This is a genomic window from Micromonospora sp. C28ISP2-4 (genome assembly GCF_030519385.1).
In the GTDB taxonomy this organism is placed as follows: domain Bacteria; phylum Actinomycetota; class Actinomycetes; order Mycobacteriales; family Micromonosporaceae; genus Micromonospora; species Micromonospora tulbaghiae.
The window spans coordinates 475,346-501,107 of sequence record NZ_JAUMKG010000001.1 but is presented as its reverse complement, the minus strand read 5'-3'; the positions used below and the strand labels follow the sequence as shown (position 1 = coordinate 501,107).

At 71.3% G+C, this 25,762-nt stretch carries 24 protein-coding genes, 3 tRNA genes and 1 pseudogene; 13 read left to right on the top strand and 15 right to left on the bottom strand.

The window, feature by feature from the left end; translation table 11 throughout:
* Positions 1-51: 51 nt before the first annotated feature.
* On the bottom strand, positions 52-1,326 hold the full coding sequence (locus Q3W68_RS02350) for an Ig-like domain-containing protein (protein ID WP_302903876.1): 1,275 nt from the start codon (positions 1,324-1,326) through the stop codon (positions 52-54).
* 188 nt (positions 1,327-1,514) lie between these two features.
* Between Q3W68_RS02350 and Q3W68_RS02345 the strand changes: the two genes are divergently transcribed.
* The 4 genes and pseudogenes from Q3W68_RS02345 to Q3W68_RS02330 form a co-directional block, all read left to right on the top strand.
* A tRNA-Lys gene (locus tag Q3W68_RS02345) sits at positions 1,515-1,590 on the top strand.
* Positions 1,591-1,897: 307 nt separating this feature from the next.
* A complete protein-coding gene (locus Q3W68_RS02340) occupies positions 1,898-2,449 on the top strand; it encodes a kinase (RefSeq protein WP_302903875.1) in 552 nt (183 codons plus the stop codon).
* A gap of 47 nt (positions 2,450-2,496) precedes the next feature.
* A complete protein-coding gene (locus Q3W68_RS02335) occupies positions 2,497-3,342 on the top strand; it encodes a MerR family transcriptional regulator (protein WP_302903874.1) in 846 nt (281 codons plus the stop codon).
* A 199-nt stretch (positions 3,343-3,541) separates the two neighbouring features.
* Positions 3,542-4,561 (top strand): annotated as a pseudogene (locus Q3W68_RS02330) (hypothetical protein); the annotation flags it as partial.
* A 491-nt stretch (positions 4,562-5,052) separates the two neighbouring features.
* Here Q3W68_RS02330 and Q3W68_RS02325 read toward each other — a convergent pair.
* Positions 5,053-5,241, bottom strand: coding sequence for a hypothetical protein (locus tag Q3W68_RS02325; RefSeq protein WP_302903873.1), 189 nt, complete (start codon positions 5,239-5,241; stop codon positions 5,053-5,055).
* 81 nt (positions 5,242-5,322) lie between these two features.
* On the opposite strand from Q3W68_RS02325, the gene Q3W68_RS02320 reads away from it, so the two are divergent.
* On the top strand, positions 5,323-5,733 hold the full coding sequence (locus Q3W68_RS02320; protein WP_302903872.1) for a hypothetical protein: 411 nt from the start codon (positions 5,323-5,325) through the stop codon (positions 5,731-5,733).
* A 197-nt stretch (positions 5,734-5,930) separates the two neighbouring features.
* On the opposite strand, the gene Q3W68_RS02315 is transcribed toward Q3W68_RS02320, so the two are convergent.
* Together Q3W68_RS02315 and Q3W68_RS02310 are read right to left on the bottom strand one after the other, a co-directional pair.
* Positions 5,931-6,440, bottom strand: a complete 510-nt coding sequence (locus tag Q3W68_RS02315) for an SRPBCC family protein (RefSeq protein ID WP_302903871.1) — start codon at positions 6,438-6,440, stop codon at positions 5,931-5,933.
* Entirely contained in the window at positions 6,430-7,164 is a 735-nt protein-coding gene (locus Q3W68_RS02310) for a trans-aconitate 2-methyltransferase (protein WP_302903870.1), read from the bottom strand. The genes Q3W68_RS02315 and Q3W68_RS02310 overlap by 11 nt, the downstream gene beginning before the upstream one ends.
* Positions 7,165-7,431: 267 nt before the next feature.
* Here Q3W68_RS02310 and Q3W68_RS02305 point away from each other — a divergent pair.
* Positions 7,432-7,507, top strand: a tRNA-Lys gene (locus Q3W68_RS02305).
* Between the two features lie 81 nt (positions 7,508-7,588).
* Here the strand turns inward: Q3W68_RS02305 and Q3W68_RS02300 are convergent.
* Positions 7,589-8,530 (bottom strand): GlxA family transcriptional regulator, encoded by a 942-nt coding sequence (locus Q3W68_RS02300; protein WP_302903869.1) that lies wholly within the window; start codon positions 8,528-8,530, stop codon positions 7,589-7,591.
* A 16-nt stretch (positions 8,531-8,546) separates the two neighbouring features.
* A complete protein-coding gene (locus Q3W68_RS02295) occupies positions 8,547-8,981 on the bottom strand; it encodes a DUF6010 family protein (protein WP_302903868.1) in 435 nt (144 codons plus the stop codon).
* Positions 8,982-9,211: 230 nt separating this feature from the next.
* On the opposite strand from Q3W68_RS02295, the gene Q3W68_RS02290 reads away from it, so the two are divergent.
* The 3 genes from Q3W68_RS02290 (at position 9,212) to Q3W68_RS02280 (ending at position 12,509) form a co-directional block, all read left to right on the top strand.
* Positions 9,212-9,287, top strand: a tRNA-Lys gene (locus Q3W68_RS02290).
* Positions 9,288-9,426: 139 nt separating this feature from the next.
* A complete protein-coding gene (locus tag Q3W68_RS02285) occupies positions 9,427-10,755 on the top strand; it encodes an MFS transporter (RefSeq protein WP_302903867.1) in 1,329 nt (442 codons plus the stop codon).
* Positions 10,752-12,509, top strand: coding sequence for a glycoside hydrolase family 2 protein (locus Q3W68_RS02280; protein WP_302903866.1), 1,758 nt, complete (start codon positions 10,752-10,754; stop codon positions 12,507-12,509). Before Q3W68_RS02285 ends, Q3W68_RS02280 begins: the two co-directional genes overlap by 4 nt.
* On the opposite strand, the gene Q3W68_RS02275 is transcribed toward Q3W68_RS02280, so the two are convergent.
* Together Q3W68_RS02275 and Q3W68_RS02270 are read right to left on the bottom strand one after the other, a co-directional pair.
* Positions 12,494-13,474, bottom strand: a complete 981-nt coding sequence (locus Q3W68_RS02275) for a DUF2804 domain-containing protein (RefSeq protein WP_302903865.1) — start codon at positions 13,472-13,474, stop codon at positions 12,494-12,496. The genes Q3W68_RS02280 and Q3W68_RS02275 overlap by 16 nt on opposite strands.
* A 45-nt stretch (positions 13,475-13,519) precedes the next feature.
* Positions 13,520-15,013, bottom strand: a complete 1,494-nt coding sequence (locus Q3W68_RS02270) for a sigma-70 family RNA polymerase sigma factor (RefSeq protein WP_302903864.1) — start codon at positions 15,011-15,013, stop codon at positions 13,520-13,522.
* A 112-nt stretch (positions 15,014-15,125) separates the two neighbouring features.
* On the opposite strand from Q3W68_RS02270, the gene Q3W68_RS02265 reads away from it, so the two are divergent.
* Positions 15,126-15,434, top strand: coding sequence for a hypothetical protein (locus Q3W68_RS02265; protein ID WP_302903863.1), 309 nt, complete (start codon positions 15,126-15,128; stop codon positions 15,432-15,434).
* Positions 15,434-18,088: a DUF4132 domain-containing protein gene (locus Q3W68_RS02260; RefSeq protein WP_302903862.1), complete on the top strand. Its 2,655-nt coding sequence runs from the start codon at positions 15,434-15,436 to the stop codon at positions 18,086-18,088. The genes Q3W68_RS02265 and Q3W68_RS02260 overlap by 1 nt, the downstream gene beginning before the upstream one ends.
* A 27-nt stretch (positions 18,089-18,115) precedes the next feature.
* Here Q3W68_RS02260 and Q3W68_RS02255 read toward each other — a convergent pair whose 3' ends face one another.
* Positions 18,116-19,825: a Na+/H+ antiporter gene (locus Q3W68_RS02255; RefSeq protein ID WP_302904936.1), complete on the bottom strand. Its 1,710-nt coding sequence runs from the start codon at positions 19,823-19,825 to the stop codon at positions 18,116-18,118.
* 64 nt (positions 19,826-19,889) lie between these two features.
* Here Q3W68_RS02255 and Q3W68_RS02250 point away from each other — a divergent pair, with 64 nt between their 5' ends.
* Complete coding sequence (locus Q3W68_RS02250; RefSeq protein ID WP_302903861.1) at positions 19,890-20,627, top strand: Clp protease N-terminal domain-containing protein; 738 nt, start codon at positions 19,890-19,892, stop codon at positions 20,625-20,627.
* 49 nt (positions 20,628-20,676) lie between these two features.
* On the opposite strand, the gene Q3W68_RS02245 is transcribed toward Q3W68_RS02250, so the two are convergent.
* Together Q3W68_RS02245 and Q3W68_RS02240 are read right to left on the bottom strand one after the other, a co-directional pair.
* The gene (locus tag Q3W68_RS02245) at positions 20,677-21,195 is read right to left on the bottom strand and encodes a hypothetical protein (protein WP_302903860.1); all 519 of its coding nucleotides are present in this window, start codon (positions 21,193-21,195) and stop codon (positions 20,677-20,679) included.
* 108 nt (positions 21,196-21,303) lie between these two features.
* Positions 21,304-21,489, bottom strand: a complete 186-nt coding sequence (locus Q3W68_RS02240; RefSeq protein WP_302903859.1) for a DNA repair protein — start codon at positions 21,487-21,489, stop codon at positions 21,304-21,306.
* 229 nt (positions 21,490-21,718) lie between these two features.
* On the opposite strand from Q3W68_RS02240, the gene Q3W68_RS02235 reads away from it, so the two are divergent.
* Entirely contained in the window at positions 21,719-22,384 is a 666-nt protein-coding gene (locus Q3W68_RS02235; protein ID WP_302903858.1) for a GNAT family N-acetyltransferase, read from the top strand.
* 182 nt (positions 22,385-22,566) lie between these two features.
* On the opposite strand, the gene Q3W68_RS02230 is transcribed toward Q3W68_RS02235, so the two are convergent.
* The 4 genes from Q3W68_RS02230 to Q3W68_RS02215 all read right to left on the bottom strand — a co-directional run bounded on the left by Q3W68_RS02230 (position 22,567) and on the right by Q3W68_RS02215 (position 25,696).
* Positions 22,567-23,268: a TetR family transcriptional regulator gene (locus Q3W68_RS02230; RefSeq protein WP_302903857.1), complete on the bottom strand. Its 702-nt coding sequence runs from the start codon at positions 23,266-23,268 to the stop codon at positions 22,567-22,569.
* Entirely contained in the window at positions 23,207-23,689 is a 483-nt protein-coding gene (locus Q3W68_RS02225; protein WP_302903856.1) for a thiol-disulfide oxidoreductase DCC family protein, read from the bottom strand. The genes Q3W68_RS02230 and Q3W68_RS02225 overlap by 62 nt, the downstream gene beginning before the upstream one ends.
* Positions 23,686-24,120 (bottom strand): hypothetical protein, encoded by a 435-nt coding sequence (locus tag Q3W68_RS02220; protein ID WP_302903855.1) that lies wholly within the window; start codon positions 24,118-24,120, stop codon positions 23,686-23,688. The genes Q3W68_RS02225 and Q3W68_RS02220 overlap by 4 nt, the downstream gene beginning before the upstream one ends.
* A gap of 121 nt (positions 24,121-24,241) precedes the next feature.
* Positions 24,242-25,696, bottom strand: a complete 1,455-nt coding sequence (locus Q3W68_RS02215) for a glycoside hydrolase family 3 protein (protein ID WP_302903854.1) — start codon at positions 25,694-25,696, stop codon at positions 24,242-24,244.
* Positions 25,697-25,762 lie beyond the last annotated feature (66 nt).

Genomic DNA, 25,762 nt, shown 5'->3' with positions numbered 1-25,762 from the left:
CTGGCGTCCGGCGCTTCGTCGGAGGTGGCGTGTCCGACCACGTTACGCCGATCAGAACGGCGCCGGCTGCCCGCCCTTCGGAACCGGCAGCGCGCTGCCGGCGACGAACTGCGACCAGCTCATGCTCCACGCCGTCCAGCCGTTGCCCGGCGCCAGGCGGCGTTCGGTGCCCTTCACCGTGATCGGGTCACCCACGAGCGTCTTGCCGAACAGCCACCGGCCGTTCGCCATCGACACGTTCACGCAGCCGTGCGACACGTTGCGGCGCCCCTGCACGCCTTCCGACCAGGGCGCGGCGTGGATGTACTCGCCACCCCAGGTGATCCGCTGGGCGAAGTCGATCTCGGTGACGTACCGGTTGGCCGGGTCCGGCTCGCTGCGGGTGTCGAAGACGGTGGACTCCTTCTTCTCCATCACCACCATCGTGCCGCTGGAGGAGGGGGTGCTCTTCTTGCCCAGGCTGACCGGCAGCGTGCGGATGACCGAGCCGTTCTCGGAGACCGTCATCTGCTTGGTCGCGTTGTCCACGGTCATCTCGAACGCGCGGCCGATCTTGGCGGTGGCACTGCGGTCGATGTTGCCGTAGCGGCCGTTGCTCAGCGGGATGCCGGCCAGCGCCAGCCGCACCGTGATCGTGGTGCCGGTCTTCCAGTACTCCGGGGCGCGGTAGTACGCCTGCGTGCCGTTGTCGACCCAGTGCCAGGCGCCGGGCTGCGGCGGGTCGGTCTGCACGAACATCCGCTTCTGCACCGCGGCCCGGTCCTTCTTCGGGATGCCCGGGGAGAACTCGGCGACGACGGGCATGGCCACCCCGTACGTCTTGCCGCTGAACATGTAGAGGCCGGAGCCGATCATCGACTTGGGCTTGGCCATCGTGGTGAACGTGCTGGTGCCCTGGTAGGTCTGGCCGTCCTTGCCGGTGCCGGTGACCGTGGCGGTGTACTTGGTGCCGTACTTCAGCGCGGCCGACGGCACCCAGCTGGAGCCGTCGCGCCGCATCCGCCCGGCGACGTTGGCCCCGCCGGCGGTGGCGAGCACCACCTTCGACACGGTGCCGCCGCCGGGGATGCGGGCGCTGATCTCGGTGCTGACCGGCCGGCCGTTCGCGCCGTCGGCCGGGCTCACCGTCAGCGGCGGCGCGGCGGCGCTGTCGCTGGGTGCGACGCTCGGGTCGGGCGCGGAGGACGAGACGCCGCCGACCTGCTGCTGGCCGGGCACGAACTCCGGCTTCTTCCCCTCGTCGCCGCCGCCGCACCCGGTCAGTGCCAGCGACGCCGTCAGGACCAGGGCGCCCACCGTCGCCCCGGCCCGCGCGAACCTGCCCATGCCCACCCCTGTCCTCGCATGCCTGGCGGACATCGTGCCGTATCGACGCGCCCGTGCCCGCCCCCGCGCCGAATCAGGTGACCGTTTTGGCCGGTTTCGCCGGTTAAGCTCGTCCGAAGGGTGGACCCCCGGTATCGGATTGGAACCCGCCTCGGCGGGCGTGCTAATCTTCTTCCCGTTGTCAGCGAGCGCCGCTAGCTCAACTGGCAGAGCAGCGGACTCTTAATCCGCGGGTTCGGGGTTCGAGTCCCTGGCGGCGCACCAACGAGCAAGGCCCTGACCAGGCGTTCCACGCCGGGTCGGGGCCTTTTTCGCGTACGTGGGTGCCGCGCGGGCCGGTGCCGCCGGTGATCGTCAGTGGGTGGAACGCCGCGGATGTCGAACGGGCCGGAAAGCACCCAAGACGTTCCAGCGAGGCGTGGCCGGCGTGGTGGCGGGGTGGGAGCCGGCCCGGGGGTGCGCCTTGTGCCGCCGCCCTAAGCTGATCATGGTCGTGCGACCACGATGGACCCTGGTGATCACCCGGGCCTGATCGTCATCCGCCTGCGGTACCCGACGACAGGGAGGGATCATGTCCGCTGAGGCCACCGGCAGCTCGGACACGATCCTCGTCTGCATCCGGGGCAACTCCGGCTCGGGCAAGAGCAGCATCGCCCGCGAGCTGCGACGCCGCCACGGCCGGGGCTGCGCCCTCGTCGAACAGGACTACCTGCGCCGCATCGTCCTGCGCGAACCGGACAGGGCCGGCGGCGTGGCGCCCGCCCTGATCGAGCAGACCGTCCGGTTCGCCCTCGACCACGGCTACCACGTGGTCCTGGAAGGCATCCTGTACACCGGCCGCTACCGCGACGTGCTGGCCTCGCTGCGGGACGGCCACCGGGGGCGGTCGCTGTTCTGCTACCTCGACGTGTCCCTGGCCGAGACGCTGCGCCGGCATCTGACCCGCCCGCAGGCCGGTGAGTTCACCGCCGAGCAGATGAGCGGTTGGTACGCCGCGCACGACGTCCTGGGCTGGCCCGGCGAACTCCTCCTCCCGGAGACCACCGGCCTGGCCGAGGCCGTGGAGGCGATCGCGGCCGCCTCCGGGCTGCCCCAGACCGGGCGCGACGACGACAGACGTTAGGCGACGTCACTTGCCCTTGCTGTTACTGCAAGAGGCAGTCTGGGGTCATGTTGTCGATCAGCGAGTTCAGCCAGATGTGCCACCTGTCGCCGCAGGCGCTGCGCTTCTACCACGCCGAAGGGCTGCTCGTGCCCGCCGAGATCGACGAACGGACCGGCCACCGCTCGTACGCCTTCGACCAGGTGGAACGGGCCATGCTGATCACCTTGCTGCGGGACACCGGGATGAGCGTGAAGCTGGTCCGGCGCGCCCTCGACGAACCGGACCAGGCGGTCGCCCTGCTCGACCGGCACAGCGACGAGGTCAGCCGGCAACGCCGGGCTCAGGCCGACGCCATCGCTGCGGCCCGCGCCGTCTTCGAGGCGCAGCCCGAACCGCGGCTGCGGCACGTACCGGCCATGACGGTGGTGGCGCGGCTCGTGCCCGGCACACCGCTGGGCCGGGACGCGCAGGAATGGGACCGGGCCGAGGAGATCATTGATGCGGCGGCGGCCGAACTGGTCACCACCGTGCGGCAGGCCGGCGTCACCTGCCTGGGTGAGCCGTGGCGCACGCCGGCGCTGGAGACGCCGGAACAGGACCGGCGGGTGCTCGACGGCGCCGGGCCGTTCTGGATCGTCAAGGTCGCGGTGGCGGGCGCCCCGGAGGCGCTGCCGTCCCTGCTCCCCGACCTGATCGTGCAGACGCCCGAGGCCCACGACGAGCTGTCCATCTTCATGCCGGGCCGCAACACCATGGCCAAGTACTGCACCCTGATCCTGCGCCTGCTCGATGCCGTCCCGCCCGACGGCGACCGGTTCGTCAATCTGGCGCGCCTGCGTCAGGAGGTGCGGCCCGACGGCGTGCTGAGCAGCGCCCCCGTCGAACGCCGGCCGGGGTCACCTTTCGCCTGACAATCGTCTTACCGATTGGCCGCCCGAGAAGCGCAAGTTAATCACCAACGCGACGCCGCGGATGAGCGCGATCCCGATACCCCGATGAGGCGAATACCGCTCCGTCTTCTGACGATACGAATCGGTTTCCCTGGTCGCTGTTCGGCGTTCCCCGCTGGACCGATGACCTGCCCGATTGGTTGCCGTGACGCCGTCCGCCGCCGTCGACGCGCTGGGCCGGGTCACGAAGACCGTGTACACGGACACCAACGGCCTGACCACCAAGGTCAAGGAGACCAACCCGCTGCAGTTCGTCACCACCACCGACTACGCCCCGGCGTGGGGTGTGCCGGTCAGCCAGGTGGACCAGAACGGCCTCAAGAGCGTCCTGGAGTACGACGCCCTGGGCCGGCTGGCGAAGGTCTGGATGCCGGACCGGACGGGCGCCAGCGGGCTGGAGCCGAGCATCCGTTACAGCTACCTGGTCCGCACCGACAAGCCGGTCGCCATCAAGACCGAGCGGCGGCAGAACGACGGCTCCTACAGCGTCGAGTACAAGCTGCACGACGGCCTGCTCCGGCCCCGCCAGGTCCAGTCGGAGGGCCCGGACGGCACCCGTACCGTGGCCGACACCTTCTACACCGGCACCGGCCAGCTGGCAAAGACGTACGCGACGTACACGGTGGCGGGCGCGCCCACCGACGTGATCTACCCGGCCGTCAACGGTGACGTCAACGGCCAGACGCTGTACGTCTACGACGGCGCGGACCGGGTCAAGGCGGAGATCTTCGCGGTCGCGGGCAACGAGAAGTGGCGCACCACGACCACCTACGGCGGCGACCGGGTTTCGGTCGACCCGCCGGCCGGCGGCACCCCGACGACCTCCGTCATGAACGCCCTGGGGCAGACCACCCAGCTGCGGCAGTACAAGGGCAGCGGGCCGTCGGGCGACTTCGACAAGACCGAGTACACCTACACGCACGCCGGGCAGCTGAAGACGGTCAAGGACCCGGCCGGCAACGTCTGGTCCCACGAGTACGACCAGCTCGGCCGGAAGGTCAAGTCCGTGGACCCGGATACCGGGACGACGACGGTGGCCTATGACGACCTGGACCGAATCACCAGCACCACCAACGGTCTGGGCCAGACAATCAGCACCAAATACGACGAAATCGGTCGTGTTACCGCGAGCTACAAGGGGTCGGCTGAGACCGGGGAGCAGCTCACTATCCCGTCGTGGGGTGCTGAGCGACGGCGGTGACGGCAACCCGTAACACGATTTGTGTTCGACGCCGGAGCGGGTGGGATTCTTCGACCCCACCCGCTCCGGCGCTGGGTGCCACCGACAACCACCCGTTCGGGCGGGAGTTTTTGACGAAGGTCAGGAACGCGTGCGTCGGGCTCCTTCGGTGGATTCCTGCTGCAATCTCGCCTGGGTCGGAAACAATAAGTTCGAAACTGGTTAAGCTGATTTGGTTTACTCCGCAATTCGTCGCGTAGATTGACCGGGCAGCGAAGGGTGAGGCGGAGCGGGCGAGGTTGCATCGAATGGCGGACAGAGTGCGTGAAGCAGTTTTCTGAAGTACTCGGCATGCCCTAGTCTCCGTAATTTGCATCTGACGTGAACGGCGAGAGCTTCGCTCGGAAGTGGTGCCGCTTGAGCGGGGTGCGGACGTTGTCGTGGGCCCGCCTGGTAGCCCGTGCCGGCGGAGGCCATCACGTCTGCGCCGGTCAGAGCATCGACTGTGCAAGTGGGTTCGAGCGGAGATCGGATGGTGTGTCGAACCGGGCAGCACGGGCCCACACGAGCAGGCTGGCGGCGTCGATGACGTGCACATTCACGACCGGGTCACTAGCCAGCCTCCGAACTCTCCCGGAATGCACCAGCACCACGGCGATGCGGACCAGCGTGCCGTCCAAGATCACGGTGTGGTCATGGGTAATCGGCTGTCGAACTCCTTTTCGCAGTTCTAGTCTGCGATCACTCTGGAGGGTTCAAGCGTGTTGGAAGTCTTGCCCGGGATCGGCCTTGATCGTGCCCGGTTCGGGGAGAGCCGTTCCAGTCATCGTGAGCGGCTCGGAAGATGCAAGGCCTTTGAGCGAGTGCCGGGCGCAGGGCTGACGGACATCTATTCAGATGGAATGATCATGCTGTCCTACGACGAGCTGGACCGCCTCGCCTTCATAGAGATCGGAGGCGAAACAGCCGTGTCACTTGGTGGAACTCAATTAACGGGAAGGCCTCTCGCGGCTGTGCTTGAGGAGCTGACTCGGCGCGGTTTCCCGGTTGAGTTCGACGGCGACTCATCGTACGCAATCTCGTCAACCGGAGTTGAACTCTTCACCAGCTCACCGGATGACCTCGATGAACCGGCCGGGGGAGTCTCGATAGCGCCAGCCGGGCGAGAATGAAGGGCGGGGTTGCGCACCCCGATTGCTGTCAGCTGCTGAGCAGAGTGCAGATGCTTTGCCCGCGCCGATCCACCATAGCAATGGACCGATGACCGTCATCAGGGGTCAGGAGAATCAATGGCCACCACGGCCATCGGCGTAGCGTAGGTCGGCAACCCCTGTCGGCCGTCAACAGATCCAACGGCTAGGCATGACGGTCAGCGGGCGGGCCCGTCGCCGGACTCGGCGAGCCGCTTGAGGTTCAGCAACTGCCGGCGGGCCATCACCAGATCACCGAGGCAGCCACCGAGGGCGATCACCGGGTTCGTCCGCATCACCACCTTGAGCAGCAGGCGGGTGGTGTTCCCGTCGTCCGGCACCAGGACGTACGACAGAACCGCGCCCATGATCTCGCCGGTGAGGTGGTGTCCCGGCTCGACCGCGAGGATCCGGCCCCGCCGCCACCCGCCGGCAGTCGTGAACGCCTCGCCCACCACCGGCTCGGGAAGTTCCACCAAACGTTGCGGTGAACGGCGGCCGAGGTTGTCGATCCAGTCGTACGAGTACGGTGCGAGCCGGATCTGGGCGACCCACCGCCACACGGTGGCCGGTGGGGCGTCCACGGTCACCCCGCGCCACGCCCGCAGGTTGGGCACGGGAACGAGGTCGTCGCACGGGTACCGGCGACGTGCCTCGTCGTCGGAGACACCCCACCGGTCACCGAGCATCGGCCCGGCCCAGCACCAGCGTGGTCCGCAGGTCGAGCACCACGGTGCCGCCGAAGTCGTCGACCAGCCGGTCGAGGGCGGCGATCCCGCGTCGCTGCTGGTCCGGGGTGCGGGACAGGTACGGCCCGAACGTGCGCATCAGCGCCAGGTACCGCTCCTTGTCCAACGGCAGCTCCCGCCGGAACACCTCGCGGCGTACGTCGTCGAACTGCCCGCTGTCGAGGACGTCCCGGTGGAACCAGTCGACGGGCCGCTCCCGGACGGTGGGGTCGACGGATCGCAGTGCGGCCCGGACGGCGGCGTGCTGGTCGGCGTCGGCGTAGTCGTAGCGGTGCCCGAAGACGGCGAGCGTGCCGCCGGGTGCCAGGGCGCGCCGGGCCAGGGCGTTGCGGGTGGCGGCGTCCAGCCAGTGCCAGGCCATCGCGCAGGCGAGCACGTCCACCCCGCCGGTGGGCGGCGACCACCGCTCAAACGTCGTCGCCTCGACGCGGGCGTCCGGGAACCGCTCGGCCAGCCGGGCCGCCATCAGTGCGTCCGGCTCCACGCAGGTCAGTGGCGCGCCGAGGCGGGCCAGCACCTCGGTGCCCTTGCCGGTGCCCGCGCCCACCTCGGCCACCGATTCCGGTGCCCCGCCGCGGTAGGCGAGTATCGACTCGGCGATCTCCGGCGGATATCCGGGCCGGGCGCGCTCGTACAGGTCGGCCACCGTGCCGAAGAGCTCCATCACCAGCACGATACGGCTCCGACCGGTCCCCGACCGACCGCGAAAAAGCCGACGTCCGCTTCTCCAGCCCACTCCACGGGTACGCCGCACCTCCCGCCACCTGATCGACAGTGCCGGCGAACCCCGGCCGGCGTCCGGGGCGTACACCCTGGTGGTGGCCCGTCTGGGGCCGCGGCCCGGCGGGTCACGCCGGCATTGCGGTGAGGCCGGCCCTGCGTTTTCGGGGTGGTGTTCGGGCGTGCTAACGTCGCGTCCCGTTGTCAGTGAGCGCCGCTAGCTCAACTGGCAGAGCAGCGGACTCTTAATCCGCGGGTTCGGGGTTCGAGTCCCTGGCGGCGCACCAACGAGCAAGGCCCTGACCAGGCGTTCCACGCCGGTCGGGGCCTTCTTCGCGTGTGGGTCCGCCGCTGGTCCGCGGAGACGCTCACCCGCTCCGGAAGCTGCGCCGGTACGCCTGCGGGCTGGTGCCGGTGATCCGCCGGAAGCGGTCCCGGAAAGCGGTGACGGAGCCGAATCCGACCTGCGTCGCCACCCGGTCCACCGGATGCGCCGTGGTCTCCAGCAGGTGCTGGGCCTGGTGGACGCGGACCCGGTGCAGCCACCGCAGCGGGGTGGTACCCACCTGGTCCCGGAACCGGCGGTTCAGGGTGCGGACGCTCATGCCGGCGTGACGGGCGATGTCGGCCAGCGCCAGGTCCCGCCCCGCGTTCTGGCGCATCCAGGTCAGCAACGGCTCCAGTGTGGTTCCGTCGGGGGCGGGCGGTTCGTGTGCGATGAACTGCGCCTGCCCGCCCGCGCGTTCCAGCGGCATCACGGACAGCCTCGCCGCGTCGGCGGCGACGGCGGCACCGTGGTCGGTTCGGACCAGATGCAGACACAGGTCGAGCCCGGCGGCCGCGCCGGCCGAGGTCAGGATCTGGCCGTTGTCGACGTACAGGACGTTCGGGTCCACCTGGACCCGTGGGTACCGGGCGGCGAGCTGCGCGGCGGCGACCCAGTGGGTGGTGGCGCGCCGCCCGTCGAGCAGGCCCGCGGCGGCCAGTGTGAACGCCCCGCCGCAGATCGAGGCGATCCGGGTGCCGCGGGCCTCGGCGGCACGCAGCGCGTCCAGGACCGGGGCGGGCGCCGCCGCCCCCGGGTCGGTCACCCCGGGCACGATGACGGTGTCGGCGTCGGCCAGGACGTCCAGGCGCCACGGTACGGCGATGTCGAACACGCCGGTGGTCACCGTCGGCCGTTCGGCGCAGACGACGACGCGGTAGCCGGGACGGCCGCCGGGCAGGCGGGTGCGGTCGAAGACCTCGATCGGGGTGGCCAGATCGAACGGTACGACGGTGTCGAGGGCGAGCACGGCCACGGTGTGCATGGGGAGATCCAAACAGTCAGGACCCGGCGGTCACCGGTCGGCCCGCGTCGGGCGCCCGTCGAGTGAGGCGGTGGTACACCTCGGTGACGGACGGGCCGCCGGCGAAACACCAGAGGGCGATCACCGGGTCGCAGAGGGCGCAGCCGAACGACGAGTCGTGCAGCGACGGGATGATCGGGGTGCCGCGACGGTGGTGCAGGACGTCCCAGACGGTGTGCAGGAGCCAGCCCACACCGATGAAGGTGTACGAGGTGAGCCCGGCGTAGCCCACCGCCACCAGCAGGGCGCAGAACGCCAGCTCCCACAGGCCGAATCCACCGCCGCTGAGGTAGGCGGCCCCCGCGCCGGTGACCACGAGTGCGTTGAGGCGCCGTCGGTGCGGTTCGGGCACCACGGAGTTGAGCCCGACGTAGACCAGCCCGATCACCATCGGCATGACATAGCGAAGCATGATCCCAGTCCTGTCCCGGTCCGCGGAAGCGTGTCGGAAAGGCAGCCTAGGCAGGCCGGACGTGGGGGACGAGAGGCGAAACTGCCGGGGTCCGACGGATTCCGGCCACGCCGATCAGCCCGGGGGAACCGGCTGGTGCGTTCCGGTCCGTATCCGGCGACCCGGGCGGGCCGCCCTGTCTGCCCGGGGTGGTGGGCGGGCGTGCTAACGTCTCGTCCCGTTGTCGGTGAGCGCCGCTAGCTCAACTGGCAGAGCAGCGGACTCTTAATCCGCGGGTTCGGGGTTCGAGTCCCTGGCGGCGCACCAACGATCAAGGCCCTGGTTCGGTCACGCCGAACCGGGGCCTTTTCGTCGTGCCTGCTCGGACGCGGCAGCCTGGCCGACCCCGGACCCATCGACTGCCGGACGGAATAGATCATATTCTGATCCGTCGAAGGAGGCCGTCGTGTCCACCACCCGGAGTGTGCTCACCCCGGCCACGTCGGCCGGTCCGGCCGGCCTGCGCCCCCGGGTCTGGACCGCCCTGATCGTGCTCGGCCTCGTCGGGCAGATGGCCTGGACCATCGAGAACATCTACCTGAACCTGTTCGTGTACGACACGATCACCGGCGACCCGAACGTGATCGCCACGATGGTCGCCGCCAGCGCCGTGACCGCCACTGTCGCCACCCTGCTGCTCGGCGCCCTCTCCGACCGGACCGGCCGGCGCCGGTCGTTCATCGCCGGCGGCTACCTGCTGTGGGGCGTCGCCACCGCCGCCTTCGGCTTCCTCACAGTGGGTTTCGTGGAGGACATCGCGCCCGTGGCGAACGTCGTGCTCGTCACGGCGATCGCGGTCGTCACGCTGGACTGCCTGATGTCCTTCCTCGGTTCGGGCGCAAACGACGCCGCGTTCCAGGCGTGGGTCACCGACGTGACCGAGCCGGCCAACCGCGGCCGGGTCGAGTCGGTGCTCGCCGTCATGCCGCTGGTCTCGATGCTGGTGATCTTCGGCGGGTTCGACGGGCTGGCCCGCACCGGGAACTGGCGACTGTTCTTCGTGATCATCGGCGCGATCATGGCGGTGGCCGGGGTGCTGGCCTGGTTCCTGGTCCAGGACAGCCCGTCAGTCGTCCGGCACCAGGGCGGTTACCTGCGCGCCGTCGTCCACGGTCTGCGCCCGGCCGCCGTCCGGGCCAACCCGGGGCTCTACCTCGCCCTCGCGGCCTGGTCGATCTGGGGGATCTCCACGCAGGTGTTCCTGCCCTACCTGATCATCTACCTCCAGCGGTACCTGCGGATCGAGGGGTACGCGATCGTCCTGGCCGTCGTCCTGGTCACGGCGTCGGCGGTCAGCGTGGTCGGCGGGCGGCTCATCGACCGCGTCGGCAAGGTGCGCTTCCTGCTGCCGGCGGTAGTGGTCTACGGCGCCGGGCTGGCCCTGATGTTCTTCGCCCGCGGCATGGTTCCCGTGATCGCCGCCGGGATCGTCATGATGTCGGGCTTCATGCTGGTCCTCGCCCCGATCGGCGCCATCGTGCGCGACCACTCGCCACCGGACCGGGCCGGCCATGTCCAGGGGCTGCGGATGGTCTTCGCCATCCTCGTCCCGATGCTCATCGGCCCGTACCTCGGCGCCGCCGTGATCACCGGCGCCGGCGAGGTCTACGAGGATCTCGGCGTGGTGAAGCAGGTCCCGACGCCGGGCATCTTCCTCATGGCGCTGGCCGTGCTGGTCCTCATCGCGGTGCCGGCCGTGGCGCTGCGGCGGCGGGAGCGGGAGGCCCGGGCATGACGCTGCTGACCCCGTGGGGTGCCACGCTCGACGCGGAGCGTGTCCTGCCCGAGTATCCCCGCCCGCAGTTCGCCCGGGACAGCTGTCTGAACCTCAACGGCCGGTGGGAGTACGCGATCACCGGTTCCCCCGCCGAGCCGGAACGCTACGACGGCGAGATCATCGTGCCGTTCTCACCGGAGTCCACGCTCTCCGGCGTCGGGCGGCAGCTCCAGCCGGGCGAGACGCTCTGGTACCGCCGTCCGCTGACACTGCCGGCGGGCTTCCACGCTGCCGGCTCGCGGCTGCTGCTGCACTTCGGCGCGGTCGACCAGACCTGCCAGGTCTACCTGAACGGTGTGCCGGTCGGCGGCCACACCGGTGGGTATCTGCCGTTCACCTGCGACATCACCGACGCGCTCCGCGAGGACGCCAACGTCCTGGTCGTGGCGGTCCAGGACGACAGCGACACCGGCCACCACTCCCGGGGCAAGCAGCGGCTGCGCCGCGGCGGCATCTGGTACACCGCCCAGTCCGGGATCTGGCAGACGGTCTGGGCGGAGAGTGTGCCCGCCGTACACCTGCGGCACCTCACCCTGACGCCGCTCCTCGACGAGCGGTGCGTCGAGGTGACTGCGCACGCGACGGCGGATGCCGGCGACGCCGGCATCCGGATCCTGGCCGACGGGATCACGGTGGCCGAGGCCACCGCGCCGGTCGGCGTGGCAGTCCGCATCCCGATTCCCGAGGTACGGCCGTGGAGCCCCGAGGATCCGTTCCTCTACGACGTGACCGTCGAGCTGGGCGCGGATCGGGTACGCAGCTACTTCGGCATGCGCTCGTTCGGTGTCGGACCGGACGGGGACGGCGTGCCCCGGCTGCTGCTCAACGGGCGGCCATACTTCCACGCCGGGATCCTCGACCAGGGCTACTGGTCGGACGGCATGTACACCGCGCCCTCCGACGAGGCGATGATCGCCGACATCGCCACCATGAAGCGGCTCGGCTTCACCATGCTGCGCAAGCACATCAAGATCGAGCCGCTGCGCTGGTATTACCACTGCGACCGGCTGGGGATGCTGGTCTGGCAGGACATGGTCAACGGCGGCAGCGGTTACCACCCGCTGGTCGTCACCGCGCCGGCGGTGACGCCGCTGCGGCTGCCCGACCGGGGCCGGTGGCGGCGCTGGTTCGGCCGTGCCGACGCCGGCGGACGGGACCGGTTCCGGGCCGAGCTGCGCGACACCGTCGAGCACCTGCGCAACGTGGTGAGCCTCGCCGTGTGGGTGCCCTTCAACGAGGGCTGGGGGCAGTTCGACGCGGCCCGGGTCGCCCGCGACGTCGCCGAACTCGACCCCACCCGTACTGTCGACCACGCCAGCGGCTGGCACGACCAGCGCGGGGGCGACCTGCGCAGCCTGCACGTCTACTTCCGCCGCTTCCGGGTGCCGCGGCGACGCGGCGACCGGCGGGTGCTGGTGCTGTCCGAGTACGGCGGCTACAACCTGCGCGTCGACGGGCACGCCTTCAGCCGCAAGGACTTCGGCTACCGGCGGTGCCGCAGCGCCGAGGAACTGGCTGAGGTGTTCACGCGCCTGCACACCGAGCAGATCGTGCCCGCGATCCGGGCCGGTCTGAGCGCGACCGTCTACACACAGCTGTCCGACGTGGAGGACGAACTGAACGGTCTGCTCACCTACGACCGCCGCGTGGTCAAGGTCTCCGAGGAGGTGGTCCGGCGGGTCAACGCGCAGCTGCGTCACCAGCGGTTCTGAGCCTCCTCCGCCCAGCCGACCAGGCCGTCCACCGCCACCCGTTCGCCGTCGTCCGCCTGGACCCAGCCGGAGAAGTGCCCGAAGCACTGGTGGGTCTCGCTGGCCACGACGCCGAGGTTCGTCCGGGAGATCTTCTCGTGGAACGGGTGGAACTCCACCTCGACGCGGTCACCGCTGATCCGCCAGGGCCGCAGCCAGTCGTTGCGGTCGTAGCTCCACCGCAGTTCGGCGCCGAGCTTGTGCAGCCGGCCACCGGCGAGCAGCGCGTTCTCGGTCGAGCCGGTGCCGTCGGTCCACTTGCCGCCGAGCTGGATCGACACGTCCCGTCCGCTGCCCGCCGCCCAGTTCCACGTGACCGCGTACGGCCACTTGCCACGGCCGTGGTCGAGCACGGCGAACGAGTCCTCCTCGGCAACTGTGTGCGTCGTGCCGTCGACCCGCAGCGAGCCGCGCACCGGCCGGCCGACGTCCTTGACCGTGTACTGGAACCGTCGCGTGCTCCACGGGACCACGACGCCGAGCGACTCGTGGCCGAGCGGGAGCGGCACCACGAGGTCGATCTCGATGCCCGGTGCGACGGCACGGATCGTGCTGCCCTCGGCGGTCTGGTCGATGTCGATCGACAGGCCGCTCCCGCGTGCGCGCACGGTGCCCGCGCCGCTGACCGGCGGCATGACGACGCCACTGGCGAACGGGACCACCACGTCCTTGCTGACCTCGACCTTCGTGGCGCGGTCGAGCACGTAGACGCCGTGCACCCCGGCGTAGTCCAGCGACGACGCGACGAGGCCGACGATGTGGGTCGGCGTCACGATCCCCCAGTACTCCCAGCGCTTGGCCCTTCCCCAGCCGCGCAGGTTCGCCCGGTGCAGCGGCCGGCGGGTCCAGCCCACCGCGGCGGGGTTGAGCCGCCCGTCCGGCATGCACAGGTCGACCGGCTCGACGATCTCCTTCTCGTGGGTCATCGGGGGAGCGTAGCGATCGTCGGCGGCGCCGATCCGAGCCCGCCCTCAGTAGTCGATGTTGATGGCGGCGATCTGGCGGCTGCCGTTGGAGACGATGGCCGGGCCGGCGAAGCGGGAACCGGTGTACGTCAACGCCGTCTTGTGGCCCGGACTGTTGAACCACGCCTCGATCATCTGCTCGGGCGAGGAGTTGCCCGAGGATGCGAACAGCACCTCGTGGCCGCAGTGCTGCAACCCGCCCGCGTTCAGGTTCTTCCGCACACAGGCCTCCGCCTCGCGGTGCTGCGCCGCGCCCAGCTTGACCTCGGTCAGCCCGAGCGCGCGACGCCGCTCGTTGAGCAGCACCAGCAGTCGCCGTTCCGCTGCGGACACCCCGCTCGACGTACCGGCGGACCTGGACGGCGACGACGACGGGGTCGGCTTGGGCGACTTGCTGGGCTTCGCCGACCTGCTGGGGGTGGGGCTCGGGCGGGCAGCGGTCGGGGACGGCTCCACAGCGGTCGGTGAGGGCGTGACCGCCGGTGCGGCGGTCGCGGCCGGAGGCTGCACCGCTGTCGCGCTCGCCGGCTGGCGGCTCGGCTCGCTCGGGTAGTTGGCGAGGACGAGCCCACCCCCTCCGGCCACGGCGACGGCGGCCACGACGCCGACAAGGGCCTTTGACAACGAGAGCCCCGACCGTGCTCCGGCGGTCACGGCGTGGAGGCCGGGCGAGGCGGCCTGCGACCCGGCGACGAAGTGCATCTTGTTGGCGACGTCCGAGGCGAGCCCGGCCGGGGGCGGCGTGAGCGCCAGCCCGGCCAGGAGCCGCTCGGCGGGGACCAGATCGTTCGTCGCGTCCGGGCAGTGCGGGCAGTCCCGGATGTGCCGGGCGAACCGCTTGCGCCACACCGGCGCCGGCTGACGGTCCCAGCCGCCGGCCGTGTTGGCCAGGTCGGGGCACCCGGGCCGGGCGGTGAGGGCCCGCACCACCAGCCGGGCGGTGTCCAGCTGCGCCTTCATCCGGGCCACGCGGACTGTCACGTGGTGTGGCTCCAGACGCAGCGCGTCGACCAGGTCGGCGCGGGTGAGGTGACCGGCCTCGACCAGCCACCACAGGGACAGCAGGTGGCGGTGGTCGTCATCAAGCCACCGCGTGGCCAGCACGACCTCCCGACGCTGGTCGGAGAGGCGGAGCTGGGTCAGGGTCAGGTCCTCGAAGTCCGAACCCGGGTCGATCACGTTGTCGATGTCCTCCGGCGGCGCCGGTGTGGTGTGCCGGTGCTGCTTGTAGGTGCGGATCTCGTTCATGGTGACGGCGACCAGCCACGACCGGAACGCCCGCGGGTCACGGATGCCGGGCAGCCCGCGTACGACGTTCACCATCGCGTCCTGTACCACGTCGTCGACGTCCGACGACCGGTTCAGCGCCCGGCCCACGATGTTGTAGACAAGCGGTAGATACTGCGAGACCAGCTCGTCCATCGCCGCCGGGTTGCCGCGGCGCGCGGCGTCCACCATCGCCGGCATGTCGGCCCTGCTCGGGTACGCGTGATAGGACACGCTCACAACCTCGCCTTCACGGAACGATCTCGTACACCGTGGAGACTGTCCGGTACGCGCTCAGGTCACACAAATGCGTGAGCTGTCGGAGGAGAGCGCTATCTTCTCCGCCATGCCGTTGATCACAATCGCCGATGAAGTGACCGGGGCGCCGAGCGGGCCGGCGTGGACCATGGAGGTCTTCGAGGAAGAGGTACGTCTCGACGAGCTGATCCGCCGCCGGGTGTTCCTGGAGATCGCCGAGTCCGGCGTGGACGCCGATCCGGAGGAGCGGACGCGGGTGACCCTCGACGGGTTCGGCCGTAACGCCTTCGTGGTGCTCGTCGACGACCGTCAGGTGACCGCCCTGGACGAGAAGGTCCGCCTGCACGCGGGCACCCGGGTCACGTTCCTCAAGCTCGTCCCGCTGGTGGGTGGCTGATGGACACGTACGACGCGGAGGCGGCACTGCGCGACGTCGTCACCACCGTCCGGGGTTGGTGCGAGCGCAACGACCAGACTCTCAACGAGCATGATCGGGGTGACTTCGTCAACCGGGTGGTGACGGTGTGCGGTTGGGCGCCGGCCGGCACGGTTCCGGTCCTGCTCGCCGCGCTGAACGATCCGCACGGGCCGTACGACCCCGCTCCGCCGCAGGTCGAGCTGCTGCCAGAGGCGACGCGCCAGGCCGAGTCGGTCGCCGCCGCCGTGGCCGACCTGGCCGGTGACGACGCCGATGACGACCGGCGTACCGCCGCCGCGCTGACGGTGGTCGGCCATCTGCCGCGGTTGCCGTACCAGCGCGAGAGCCAGTGGGACCTGGCCCGGCGCGAGGCGTGGCACCGGACGACGGAACTCCTGGCCGCGCAACCGGCGCCGGTGCGGCAGGTGGTGTTCGACGCGTTGACGGTGCCGGGGGAGAACAGCGATGGGCGGGGCACGCTGATCAAGGCGGCGCGCTCCGGTGGCGGTCTCGACGGCACCGTCTGGCTCGACCGGCTCGGCGGTCAGGCCTGGTTGGGCTTCGGTTACTGGAGCACGAGTCTCATTCGATTCACCTGGGAGTCGATCCAGGCGCAGACGTCGGCCGGGCGGGTGAACCCGGCGGCGCTGGCGACCTGGCGCCGGACCCGGATCGAGCATTCCTTCAGGGACATGAGTGACGAGGCCGACCGGATGTGGCCGATTCCCAACGTCGGTGAGCAGTGGGCCGACCGCGCGATCGCGGACATCGAAGCGATGCCGGAGGACCGCAGGTCCGCCTGGGAGGCGCTGTTGGCGCACTGTTCGGTCGAGGCGGACAAGGCGAAGCCGTCGGCAGGCTGGCGCAAACAGGCCCGGTCGCTGCTCGACGCGGTCGGCGCCGACGAGTTCACCGCCCGCCTCGACGACTGGCTTCCGCTCGTGGGTCAGGCGCGCAGCCTCCCGCTGACCATGACCACGTGCTGTCCCGGCCACTACAAGCCGGTCCCACCACGGATGATCGACCGCTACAACGTCGGGGTGCTGTGGGGCCTGCTCTGGATGCGGACGACGTGCCAGCCCTCGGAGGAGACCCTGCGCGCCCTCGGCCAGATCGCGGAACGGGCCGCCCGCAAGATCCCGGGGCACGGGCCGGCCAGCCCGAAACTGGCGAACGTCGCGGTCGCGGTGCTCGTCGACACGGACCATCCCGCCGCGCTCGCGCACCTGGCGCGGCTGGCGTCCCGGCTGACCTACAAGAGCACGCTGCGCCTCGTCGAGAAGGGCCTGACCCGGCACGCCGAGGCGCTCGGCGTCTCCCGCGAGGACCTTGAGGAGATGGCCCTGCCCGGCTTCGGGTTGCCGCTTGCCGACAAGCTGGGCGACTGCTCCTACGAGCTGGAGGTGCGCGGCGTCGACGCGGTACTGGTCTGGCGCAACGCGGACGGCAAGGTGGTGAAAGCCCCTCCGGCGCAGGTGCGCAAGGACCACGGCGACGAGGTGAAGGAGTTGAAGGCGACGACAGCGGACGTCGCCGCCACGCTTGTCGCCACCCGCGACCGCCTGGAAGGGCTGCTGCGGCGCGACCGTTCGTGGACCGTCGAGCAGTGGCGCGAGCGGTTCCTCGATCATCCGTTGGCCCGTACGCTGGCCCGACGGCTCGTCTGGACGGTCGACGGAGTGGCCTGCTGCTGGAGCGGCGAGGCCCTGCGGACGGTCGACGACACGGTCTTCGAGCCGGCCGGCGACGCCACGGTGCGGCTGTGGCACCCGGTACTCGATCCGGCCGCGGTCGGGCCGTGGCGGGACTTTCTGTCCCGGCACGCGATCACCCAGCCGTTCAAGCAGGCGCACCGGGAGCAGTATCTGCTCACCGACGCGGAGCGGGCCACCGGCATGTACTCCAACCGGTTCGCCGCGCACATCGTGCGTCAGCACCGGCTCAACGCGCTGCTGTCCCGGCGCGGCTGGTCGTACGTCCAGCACCGCAACGACGGGGCCTGGTACGACCTGCCCCGGCTGGCACTCCCGGACTGGGGGCTGCGCGCCGAACTGGGTGTCGCCGGGATCGAGGACCGGGGCGACGACCTCGTGTTCGACACGATGGGGACCGACCAGCTGTTCTTCATCCGGGGAGAGCGCCTGCCGGTTCCGCTGGCGGAGGTGCCGCCGGTCGTGCTGAGCGAGGTGATGCGCGACGTCGACCTGTTCGTGGCCGCGGCCGGGGTGGGCGCCGACCCGAACTGGTACGACGGTGGGCCGCAGGGCCGGTATCGCGACTACTGGGCGCAGAGCAGCTTCGGCGAGCTGACCCCGACCGGCCGGACGCGCCGGGACGTGCTGGCGGAGCTGATCCCCCGGCTGGCCGTCGCCGGCCGCTGCACCCTCACCGACAGGTTCCTGGAGGTACGCGGTGACCTGCACACCTATCGAATCCACTGCGGCTCGGGCAACATCCTGATCGCCCCGGACGAGCGGTATCTGTGCATCATCCCGGACTCGGCGAAGGTGAAGGAGCCGGAGATGTACCTGCCCTTCGAGGGCGACAGCCGGCTCACCGAGATCATCAGCAAGGCCTTGCTGCTGGCCGCCGACAAGAAGATCAAGGATCCGGTGATCCTGCGCCAGTTGTGAGGCGGCCGGCGGGCGCCGGGCCCGGGGTCAGCTCGGCGCCCGCTTCGGCAGCAGCAGTTCCTCGTGGTCGAGTTCGCGTTCCAGCACGCGCAGTTCCTCGTCCGGCAGCCGGCCGGAGTCGCGCCATCGCAGCAACTCCTCGCGCTGCGCTTCGAGGGCGGTCCGGTGGACCCGCAGCGCCGTCTCGTACTCCGGCGAGGTGGGCAGCTCCGACGATCCGCTCTGCTGGAGCAGGTCGAGTCGTCCCCGGTAGCGGGCCAGCCGGGTCTGCAACTGGGTGCGGGTGGTGTTGACGGCCACCCGCGTGTCCGGTTCCTCGGCGGCGACTGTGTCGAGGCGGGCCAGGGCGGCCTCGACGGCGGCGGAGCGGGCCTCGTTGCGTACCCGGGCCTGGTCGGCCTCGTTGGCGCGCAGGCCGAGCATCCGCACGAGCGGCGCGAACGTCATGCCCTGCCCGACGAGCGTCACCAGGACGACCACGAACGTGCAGAACAGCAGCAGGTCACGGTCCGGGAAGGGCGCCCCGCTGTTCGTGGTCAGCGGCAGCGTGAAGATCGCGGCGAGGCTGATCACGCCACGGGTGCCGGACCAGCTCAGCGCCATCACCTCGCGGGCGGTCAGCCCGCGTTCCCTGCGGTCGGCACCGCCGAGCCGCCGCGCGGCGTCCGGTGCGTCGGTGTCGTCCTGCTCGGCGACGCCACCCAGCCGCGTGTGCAGGGAGCGGGGAAGCCACTGGGTCAAGATCAGCCACGCCGGGCGCAGGAGCAGCACCACGCCGACCGACACGGCGACGGCGATGACGATCGTCGACGTGTCGTACTGGCGCAGGCCCCGCATGACGGCGGGGAGCTGCTGGCCGATCAGCAGGAAGACGAAGCCTTCGAGGAGGAAGTCGACGAGCCGCCACACCGCGTTTGTCTGGAGGCGGGCGGCGCCGGAGCCGAACTGCGGCGTCTGGTGACCGACGATCAGGCCGGCGACCACCACGGCCAGCACACCGGAGACGTGCAGCGCCTCGCCGAGCAGGTAGGCCACGAACGGCGTCGCGAGCGAGATCGCGTTCGACAGCAGCGGGTCCGCGGTCAGCGGCCGGACCAGCCGTTTCGCCCGCGCGACGACCACGCCCACCGCGATGCCGCCCGCTGCCGCCAGCACGAACTGCCCGATCGCGGCGTGGAACGAGAACTCGCCGCCCACTGCGGCGGCCACGGCGACGCTGAGCATGGTCAGTGCCGTGGCGTCGTTCAGCAGTCCCTCGCCCTGGATGATCGTGACCATCTTCGGCGGCAGGTTGACCCGCCTGCCCACGGCCAGGGCGGCGACCGGATCGGGCGGGGCGACGGCGGCGCCGACCGCGATGCCGGCCGCCAGCGTCGCGCCGGCGACGAACAGGTGGAACCCGACGCCCACGAGCAGTCCGGTGAGGAGCACCAGCACCACGGAGAGGCTGACCACGATCCGCAGGTTGCGGCGGATGTCCAGCAGGGAGGAGTCCAGCGCGGCGCTGTACAGCAACGGCGGCAGCACGACCATGAGCACCAGCTCGGGATCGAGGTCGATGTTGGGGCCGGGGAGCAGCGCGTACGCGATGCCGATGAGGGGCAGGAGTGCCGCCGCCGGCAGACCGGTACGGGACGCGACCCACCGCACGGCGATGATGACCGCGACGGCGGCGAGCACAAACAGCAGTGTCGAATGGGTGCTCACCCCGACCGACAGTACCGGTGCCGAGATCATCACGCGCCGACGGTGCCGTCAACCGAGGGTTGACGGGTGAGCATCGTCAACCTATGGTTGACACATGGAGGAGACGGAACCGCTCAAGATGACCCATCCGGTACGCCTCGACGACCTCATCGACGGCATCAAGAAGGCACACACCGACGCGCTCGACCAGCTGGCCGGCGCGGTCCTCGTCGCCGACCACCTGGGCGACGTCGCGGACCACCTGATCGGGCACTTCGTCGACCAGGCACGCCGCTCCGGCGCCTCGTGGACGGAGATCGGCCGCAGCATGGGCGTGACCAAGCAGGCGGCCCAGAAGCGTTCCGCCGCCAAGGCGGAGACCGCCGCCGCGCTCGACCCGAACTCGGGCTTCGGCCGGTTCACGCCGCGGGCCCGAAACGTGGTGCTGGCCTCGCAGGAGGAGGCGCGGGCCGCCGGCAACGCCGAGATCGCCCCGGGGCACGTCGCGCTCGGGCTGCTCGCCGAGCCGGAAGGGCTCGCCGCCGCGGCGATCGTGGCTCGGGGCGTACCCCTGGAACGGCTGCGGGAGGTCGTCACCGCGACGCTGCCGGCGAAGGCCGGCCAGGTCCCGGACCTGATCCCCTACGACGCGCGGGCCAAGAAGGTGCTGGAGCTGACGTTCCGGGAGGCGCTGCGGATGGGACACAACTACATCGGTACGGAGCACATCCTGCTCGCCCTGCTGGAGGAGGAGGGCGACGACGGGGTGCTGCGCGGCCTCGGCCTGGAGAAGTCCGAACTGGAGTCGGCGTTCGAGGCGGCGCTCGCCGAGATCACCCGGAAGGGGGCCTGACGCCGCGCCGGGCACGCGTCACGGGGGCGCGTGCCCGGTGTGCGGGTCGTCAGCCGGCGACGGGGAAGCCGTACCGGGCGGCGTGCTCCGGGTCGGCCGGGTCGACCTGGCGGATGCTGGCGTCGGCGAGGCGCTTGTTCACCTCGTCGAGGTGCTCCCGGACCAGCCGGGCCTCCTCCTCGGTGACCCGGCCGCGGTGCGGGCGCCCGGCGTGCTCGAGGGTGCCGTAGTCGATCTTTTCGGTGGCGCGGCGGGCCTTGGGCGGCTTGACCCGCTCGGCGGTGCGCAGCAGCTGCGCCATCGGCACGTCGGTCGCCATCGCGTCGAACTCGCTGGCGGTCAGCACCACCCGGCGCGGCTCACCGTGACCGTGCCGGTCGTGGATCTCCACCACCGCGACGTCGAGCGCCGCGTCGTCGATGCTCTCCACGTCGACCGGGGTGGCGTCCAGCTGCACGGGCCCGGCGACCAGGTCCGGGTGCTCCAGGACGACGACCTTGACCACCTCGTCGTCGGGGCTGAGCACCTGACCGGTGAAGTCGGAGACGTGGATCGTCTTCTTGCCCATGCGCGGAGCTTCTCCTGTCGTAGGCCGGAAATCGGACCACAAGACGCTACCGCACAGGTGTGCGAAGGCCGGTACGCCCGCCCGGCCGGTGTGTCGCCGCCCGCTCTCTCAAAGGGGGGTGAGGCCGCGCCGGGCGGCGGCGCCGGCCGGTTGCGCGTTCAGTTCGGCCCAGGAGAGCCCTCGGTCGCGGGCCTCGCGGTACGCCGGCTGCGCCGGGAACCGCCCGGCGTCTGCCGCAGCCCGCCAGCCGCGCTCCGCGTCCTGCTGGAATCGGTCATTCGGTTCGTGAGGCATGACCACTACCGTCCCAGAGAAACTTGTCCATGTATGGAAATGAATATGACGCAGGGGCGATGCCTTCGGTTCCGCGAGGCGCCGGAGTTCCTGCGGCCGGTGGCGGGACCAGGAATCGGCGTCCGTCGCTGGCGTGCCGACCCTCTACCCACCTGCCGCGCGTCTCAACCGCGCCGCGATCGGCGAATTCCGCGGGCACGGGCGCGGCGTCCGGGCGTACCATGATCACGTGCTCGACCGGCGGGTCTTCCTTCATCTGGCGACCTGGTTGGGGCAGTGGCCGGCGGGCCCCGGGCTGCACGTGGTCCGGTCCTATCGCCGCGCCCGCCCGGCCTGGGACGGGCGGCTGCGCCCGGCCGTCGCGGTGACCGCGGGCGGCAGCACCGTCCTCTCGGTGGCCGCCGACCGGGTCGAGGCGGTACGGACGCTGGTGCGCGACCGGCCGCTCGGGGAGTGGCTGTCCGACCTGCCGGTCACTGTCGGCATGCCCGAGTTCGTCGCGCACACCTCGGTCTTCCGCTGGTGCACCGACCCGGCGCCGCTGCCCGAGGTGGGGGAGTGGGTTCCGCCCACGCTGCCCGGGCTGCCGCCGTGGCTGCGGCTGTTCGACCGGGAGGTGCTCGTGGTGCGGGGCGCCGACGGCGCGTACCGGGCCGGCGTGGGGATCAAGCGACACGACGCGTACGGGCACGAGATGGCGGTGGGTACGGTGCCGACGGCGCGCGGGCGTGGCCTGGCCCGGCGGCTGGTCGCGCAGGCGGCCCGCCGGGTGCTGGACGAGGGGGCGATCCCCACCTACCTGCACGACCCCGGCAACGCCGCATCGGCGCGGGTGGCCGAGGCCGCCGGATTCCCGGATCGGGGCTTCACCGCGTTCGGCGTGTTCCCCCGCTGAGCCGACCCGACTCCCGGCTTGGCGCGGACCGTGGATCCCGGGCCGGATCCACGGTCCGCAGCTCTCCCCCAGGCCCCTACATCGGTAACGCTATGTGTTAGTACCTGTGGTGAACAAGGGGTGGGTTACTGTCCGGTTACGGACTCTCACCTGCGGAATCGCTGCGCCGTGCGTCTGTGGAATCAGTGACGCAGTGTGTGGATCAGGGCGAGCGCCTGCCGGGTGACAGGCCGCAGTACGCGTAGCCGCGACAGTCCCACCAGACGGTCCACGAGCGGCACCACGCCGTCGATGAGCTGCCGGGTCTTGACCTGCCCCTCCGAGCGGTCGTGCACCCAGTAGAGCACCACACCCATGTAGCCGAGCCAGAGCAACTCGGGCAGCGCCTCGCGCAGCTCGTCGTCGAGCTTGACGGCGGAGCCGGTCAGCGCCTCGCGGAACAACGCGATCGACATGTCCCGGGGCTCCGACGACTCGGCGGAGAACGGGCTGAGCGGCGAGGTCGGCTCGGCCGCCGTCTTGAAGAAGGCGCCCGCGAACGCGTGGTACGGGCTCAGCACGTCGATGCCCGCGTGCAGCACCCCGGCCAGTCGCGGGCCGAAGTCCCGCTCCCGGGCGAGCACCGGCGCGGCCGCCTGCCGGTGCTCGCGCTGGGTGCCCGCGTAGAACTCCTGGACCAGGTGCTCCTTGGAGCCGAAGTAGTAGTAGGCGTTGCCCACCGCCACGCCCGCCTCCTGGGCGACCGCGCGCATCGTCGTGCGCGCGTACCCGCGTTCGCGGAACAGCCGCATCGCGGTGTCCAGGATCAGCTGGCGGGTCTGCTCACCCCGGGCCGTCGACCCCTGCCCACCCGCAGCGGTCGTCGGCGCACTCTGCTCGGTCATCGTCGTCACCGTATCCCGGTTCCCGGATCCGCTCGCGGACCGTCGACGCCGCCGCCACCACCCGCCGGGCCAGCGGCAGCAGGTGCGGGCGGGCCAGCCGTTCGGCCGTACCGCGATGCTCGGCCAGCGCCCAGAGGCAGGCGAACCAGGCGCCGTCGCCGCGGTAGACAGCGCCGGTGTCGGCCACCACCGTCAGGTCGCGCAGCGTGGCGTCGTGGTCGAGCCCGGGGAAGCGCCGCCGGGCCTCGGCGGAGCCGGCCGGCACGAACTCCAGCGGTACGAGCTGGGCGCGCGAGGCGAGCCACCGCCGGGCGGCCCGGCACATCGGGCAGTCCGCGTCGAACAGGACGGTGAACCAGCGGATCCCACCGGCCCCGTGCCCGGTGGGATCCTGCTGGTGCCCGCCCGGGGCGGACGTCACCGGGTCGGCGGGTTCGGGCCCGCCGGTACGGGGCCGCCCTGCGGCGGGAGCATCCTGACCGGCGGCAGCGGCGGGTGGGTGGCCTGCTGGCGCAGGCGGCCACGCCGGTAGCGGCCGAGCGCGAAGACGTTGAAGAAATGCAGCGCACCGAGCACGAGCAGCACCAGCCCGACCTTCAACGAGAGCTGCTCCAGCGCCTGGCTGGTGTCGCCGACCGGGCCGGACTCCTTCATCGCCACCGTGACGTAGCCGAGGTTGAGCAGGTAGAAGCCGACCACCAGCAGGCTGTTGACCGCCTCGGCCAGCCGGCTGTCGGCGAACACGTCCTGCAGGAACACCAGCCCGTTGCGGGACAGCGCCCGCGCCACCCAGATGGTGAGGCCGATGCTCACCGTCAGGTAGGCCAGGTACATCCAGACCTTCACGTCCATCCCCGTCGCCTCTCTTGAACGTGTTCAAATCCCGGACGCCCAGAGCGTACGACAGATTTTGAACGCGTTCAAGAGTGCGGCCCGCCGCCCTTCCGGGCGGCGGGCCGGGTGAGGGCGTGGGTCAGGCGGTCAGGCCGAGCACCTCGGCGGCGGCCCGGCCGTTGGCGTGGCTGGCGCCGTGGGTGGCGACGAAGGCGCGGGCGTCCGCCGGCCGCCATGCGCCCGGCCAGCCCATCTCGACCACTGTCACCTGGTGCGTGGCGACCAGCGCCTCGACCAGCTCGCGCGCCCCGGGCAGCCGGTGCAGGTGCCGCCCGACCAGCACGACGGGCCGGTCCCCGGCGAGCCGCCGCAACTGCTCCGGGTCGGTCTCGCCGGCAGTGGCGCGGGCCTGCTCGACGCCGGCGGCCAGGTGCGGGCCGAGCCCCCACGGCACCCGCCCCTCGGCGATCGTGGAGGTGGCGTGCACCTGCACCACCAGGGGCGCGGTGTCGCGGGTGAGGTCGCCCTCGACGCGTACCGCCCGCAGCGCGGCGGAGTAGCCCAGTCCGTCGGCGGCGGGCGGCGGGGCGTCGGTGGCGCCGGTGGCGGCGGCGAGCGCTGCGGTCCGGCCGGCGGCCCCCCCGCCCCGCTCCCGCGCCCGCCGGCCGTCGGCGCTCGCGGCGACGATCTCGGCGGCCACCGACTCGACCAGTTCGGCGTCGACCCGGGCGCCGATGCAGAGCAGGTCGGCGCCGGCGGCCAGGGCCCGGACCGCGCCCGGGCCGACCCCGCCGGCGGCGAGCACGGCGCCCTTCATCTCCAGCGCGTCGGTGATGATCGCCCCGGTGAAGCCGTACTCGACGCGCAGCAGGTCGTGCAGGACCGCGCGGCTGAACGTGGCCGGGCCGTCGCCGGTCAGCGCCGGCACCCGGATGTGCGCGGTCATCACCGCCCGGACGCCCGCGTCGACCACGGCGGCGAACGGCGGCAGGTCGCGGTCCCGCAGGACGGCCGGCGGCACGTCGACGGTGGGCAGCTCGTGGTGCGAGTCGGCGACTGTGGCGCCGTGCCCGGGGAAGTGCTTGGCGCAGGCGGCCACGCCGGTCGACTGGAGGCCGGCGACGGCGGCGGCCGAGTGGACGGCGACCCGCTTCGGGTCCGCCCCGAACGAGCGGGTGCCGATCACCGGGTTCTCGTCGGCGGTGTTCACGTCGACGGTGGGGGCGAGGTCGACTGTGATGCCGAGCGCGGCCAGTTCCGCGCCGATCGCCGCGTACACCCGGCGGGTGAGGTCGGGGTCGTCCACCGCGCCGAGCGCGGCGTTGCCGGGGTACGGGCTGCCGGTGGCGTGCGCCAGCCGGGTGACGTCGCCGCCCTCCTCGTCGATCGCGACGATCACGTCGGGGCGGCCGGCGCGCAGCGCGGCGGTGGACGCCGCCACCTGGGCCGGGTCGTGGATGTTGGTGCCGAACAGGGTGTGCCCGGCCAGCCCTTCGGCGAGCAGGTCGACCGCCCAGTCCGGCGGGACCGGTCCCGGGTATGCGGCCAGCAGCGTGCCCAGCGCGAGCCGGCGCAGTCCTGGATCCAGACCCACGAGTATCCCCTTTCCCTGCCGGGTCGTCCGACCTCCGCGGATGGGGGCGGCCGATACGCTAACGGG

Coding starts and splice junctions, on each gene's coding strand:
- Q3W68_RS02350 (WP_302903876.1), bottom strand. CDS start 1,326: ATGGGCAGGTTCGCGCGGGCCGGGGCGACGGTGGGCGCCCTGGTCCTG.
- Q3W68_RS02340 (WP_302903875.1), top strand. CDS start 1,898: ATGTCCGCTGAGGCCACCGGCAGCTCGGACACGATCCTCGTCTGCATC.
- Q3W68_RS02335 (WP_302903874.1), top strand. CDS start 2,497: ATGTTGTCGATCAGCGAGTTCAGCCAGATGTGCCACCTGTCGCCGCAG.
- Q3W68_RS02315 (WP_302903871.1), bottom strand. CDS start 6,440: ATGCTCGGTGACCGGTGGGGTGTCTCCGACGACGAGGCACGTCGCCGG.
- Q3W68_RS02310 (WP_302903870.1), bottom strand. CDS start 7,164: ATGGAGCTCTTCGGCACGGTGGCCGACCTGTACGAGCGCGCCCGGCCC.
- Q3W68_RS02300 (WP_302903869.1), bottom strand. CDS start 8,530: ATGCACACCGTGGCCGTGCTCGCCCTCGACACCGTCGTACCGTTCGAT.
- Q3W68_RS02295 (WP_302903868.1), bottom strand. CDS start 8,981: ATGCTTCGCTATGTCATGCCGATGGTGATCGGGCTGGTCTACGTCGGG.
- Q3W68_RS02280 (WP_302903866.1), top strand. CDS start 10,752: ATGACGCTGCTGACCCCGTGGGGTGCCACGCTCGACGCGGAGCGTGTC.
- Q3W68_RS02275 (WP_302903865.1), bottom strand. CDS start 13,474: ATGACCCACGAGAAGGAGATCGTCGAGCCGGTCGACCTGTGCATGCCG.
- Q3W68_RS02265 (WP_302903863.1), top strand. CDS start 15,126: ATGCCGTTGATCACAATCGCCGATGAAGTGACCGGGGCGCCGAGCGGG.
- Q3W68_RS02260 (WP_302903862.1), top strand. CDS start 15,434: ATGGACACGTACGACGCGGAGGCGGCACTGCGCGACGTCGTCACCACC.
- Q3W68_RS02255 (WP_302904936.1), bottom strand. CDS start 19,825: ATGATCTCGGCACCGGTACTGTCGGTCGGGGTGAGCACCCATTCGACA.
- Q3W68_RS02250 (WP_302903861.1), top strand. CDS start 19,890: ATGGAGGAGACGGAACCGCTCAAGATGACCCATCCGGTACGCCTCGAC.
- Q3W68_RS02245 (WP_302903860.1), bottom strand. CDS start 21,195: ATGGGCAAGAAGACGATCCACGTCTCCGACTTCACCGGTCAGGTGCTC.
- Q3W68_RS02240 (WP_302903859.1), bottom strand. CDS start 21,489: ATGCCTCACGAACCGAATGACCGATTCCAGCAGGACGCGGAGCGCGGC.
- Q3W68_RS02230 (WP_302903857.1), bottom strand. CDS start 23,268: ATGACCGAGCAGAGTGCGCCGACGACCGCTGCGGGTGGGCAGGGGTCG.
- Q3W68_RS02220 (WP_302903855.1), bottom strand. CDS start 24,120: ATGGACGTGAAGGTCTGGATGTACCTGGCCTACCTGACGGTGAGCATC.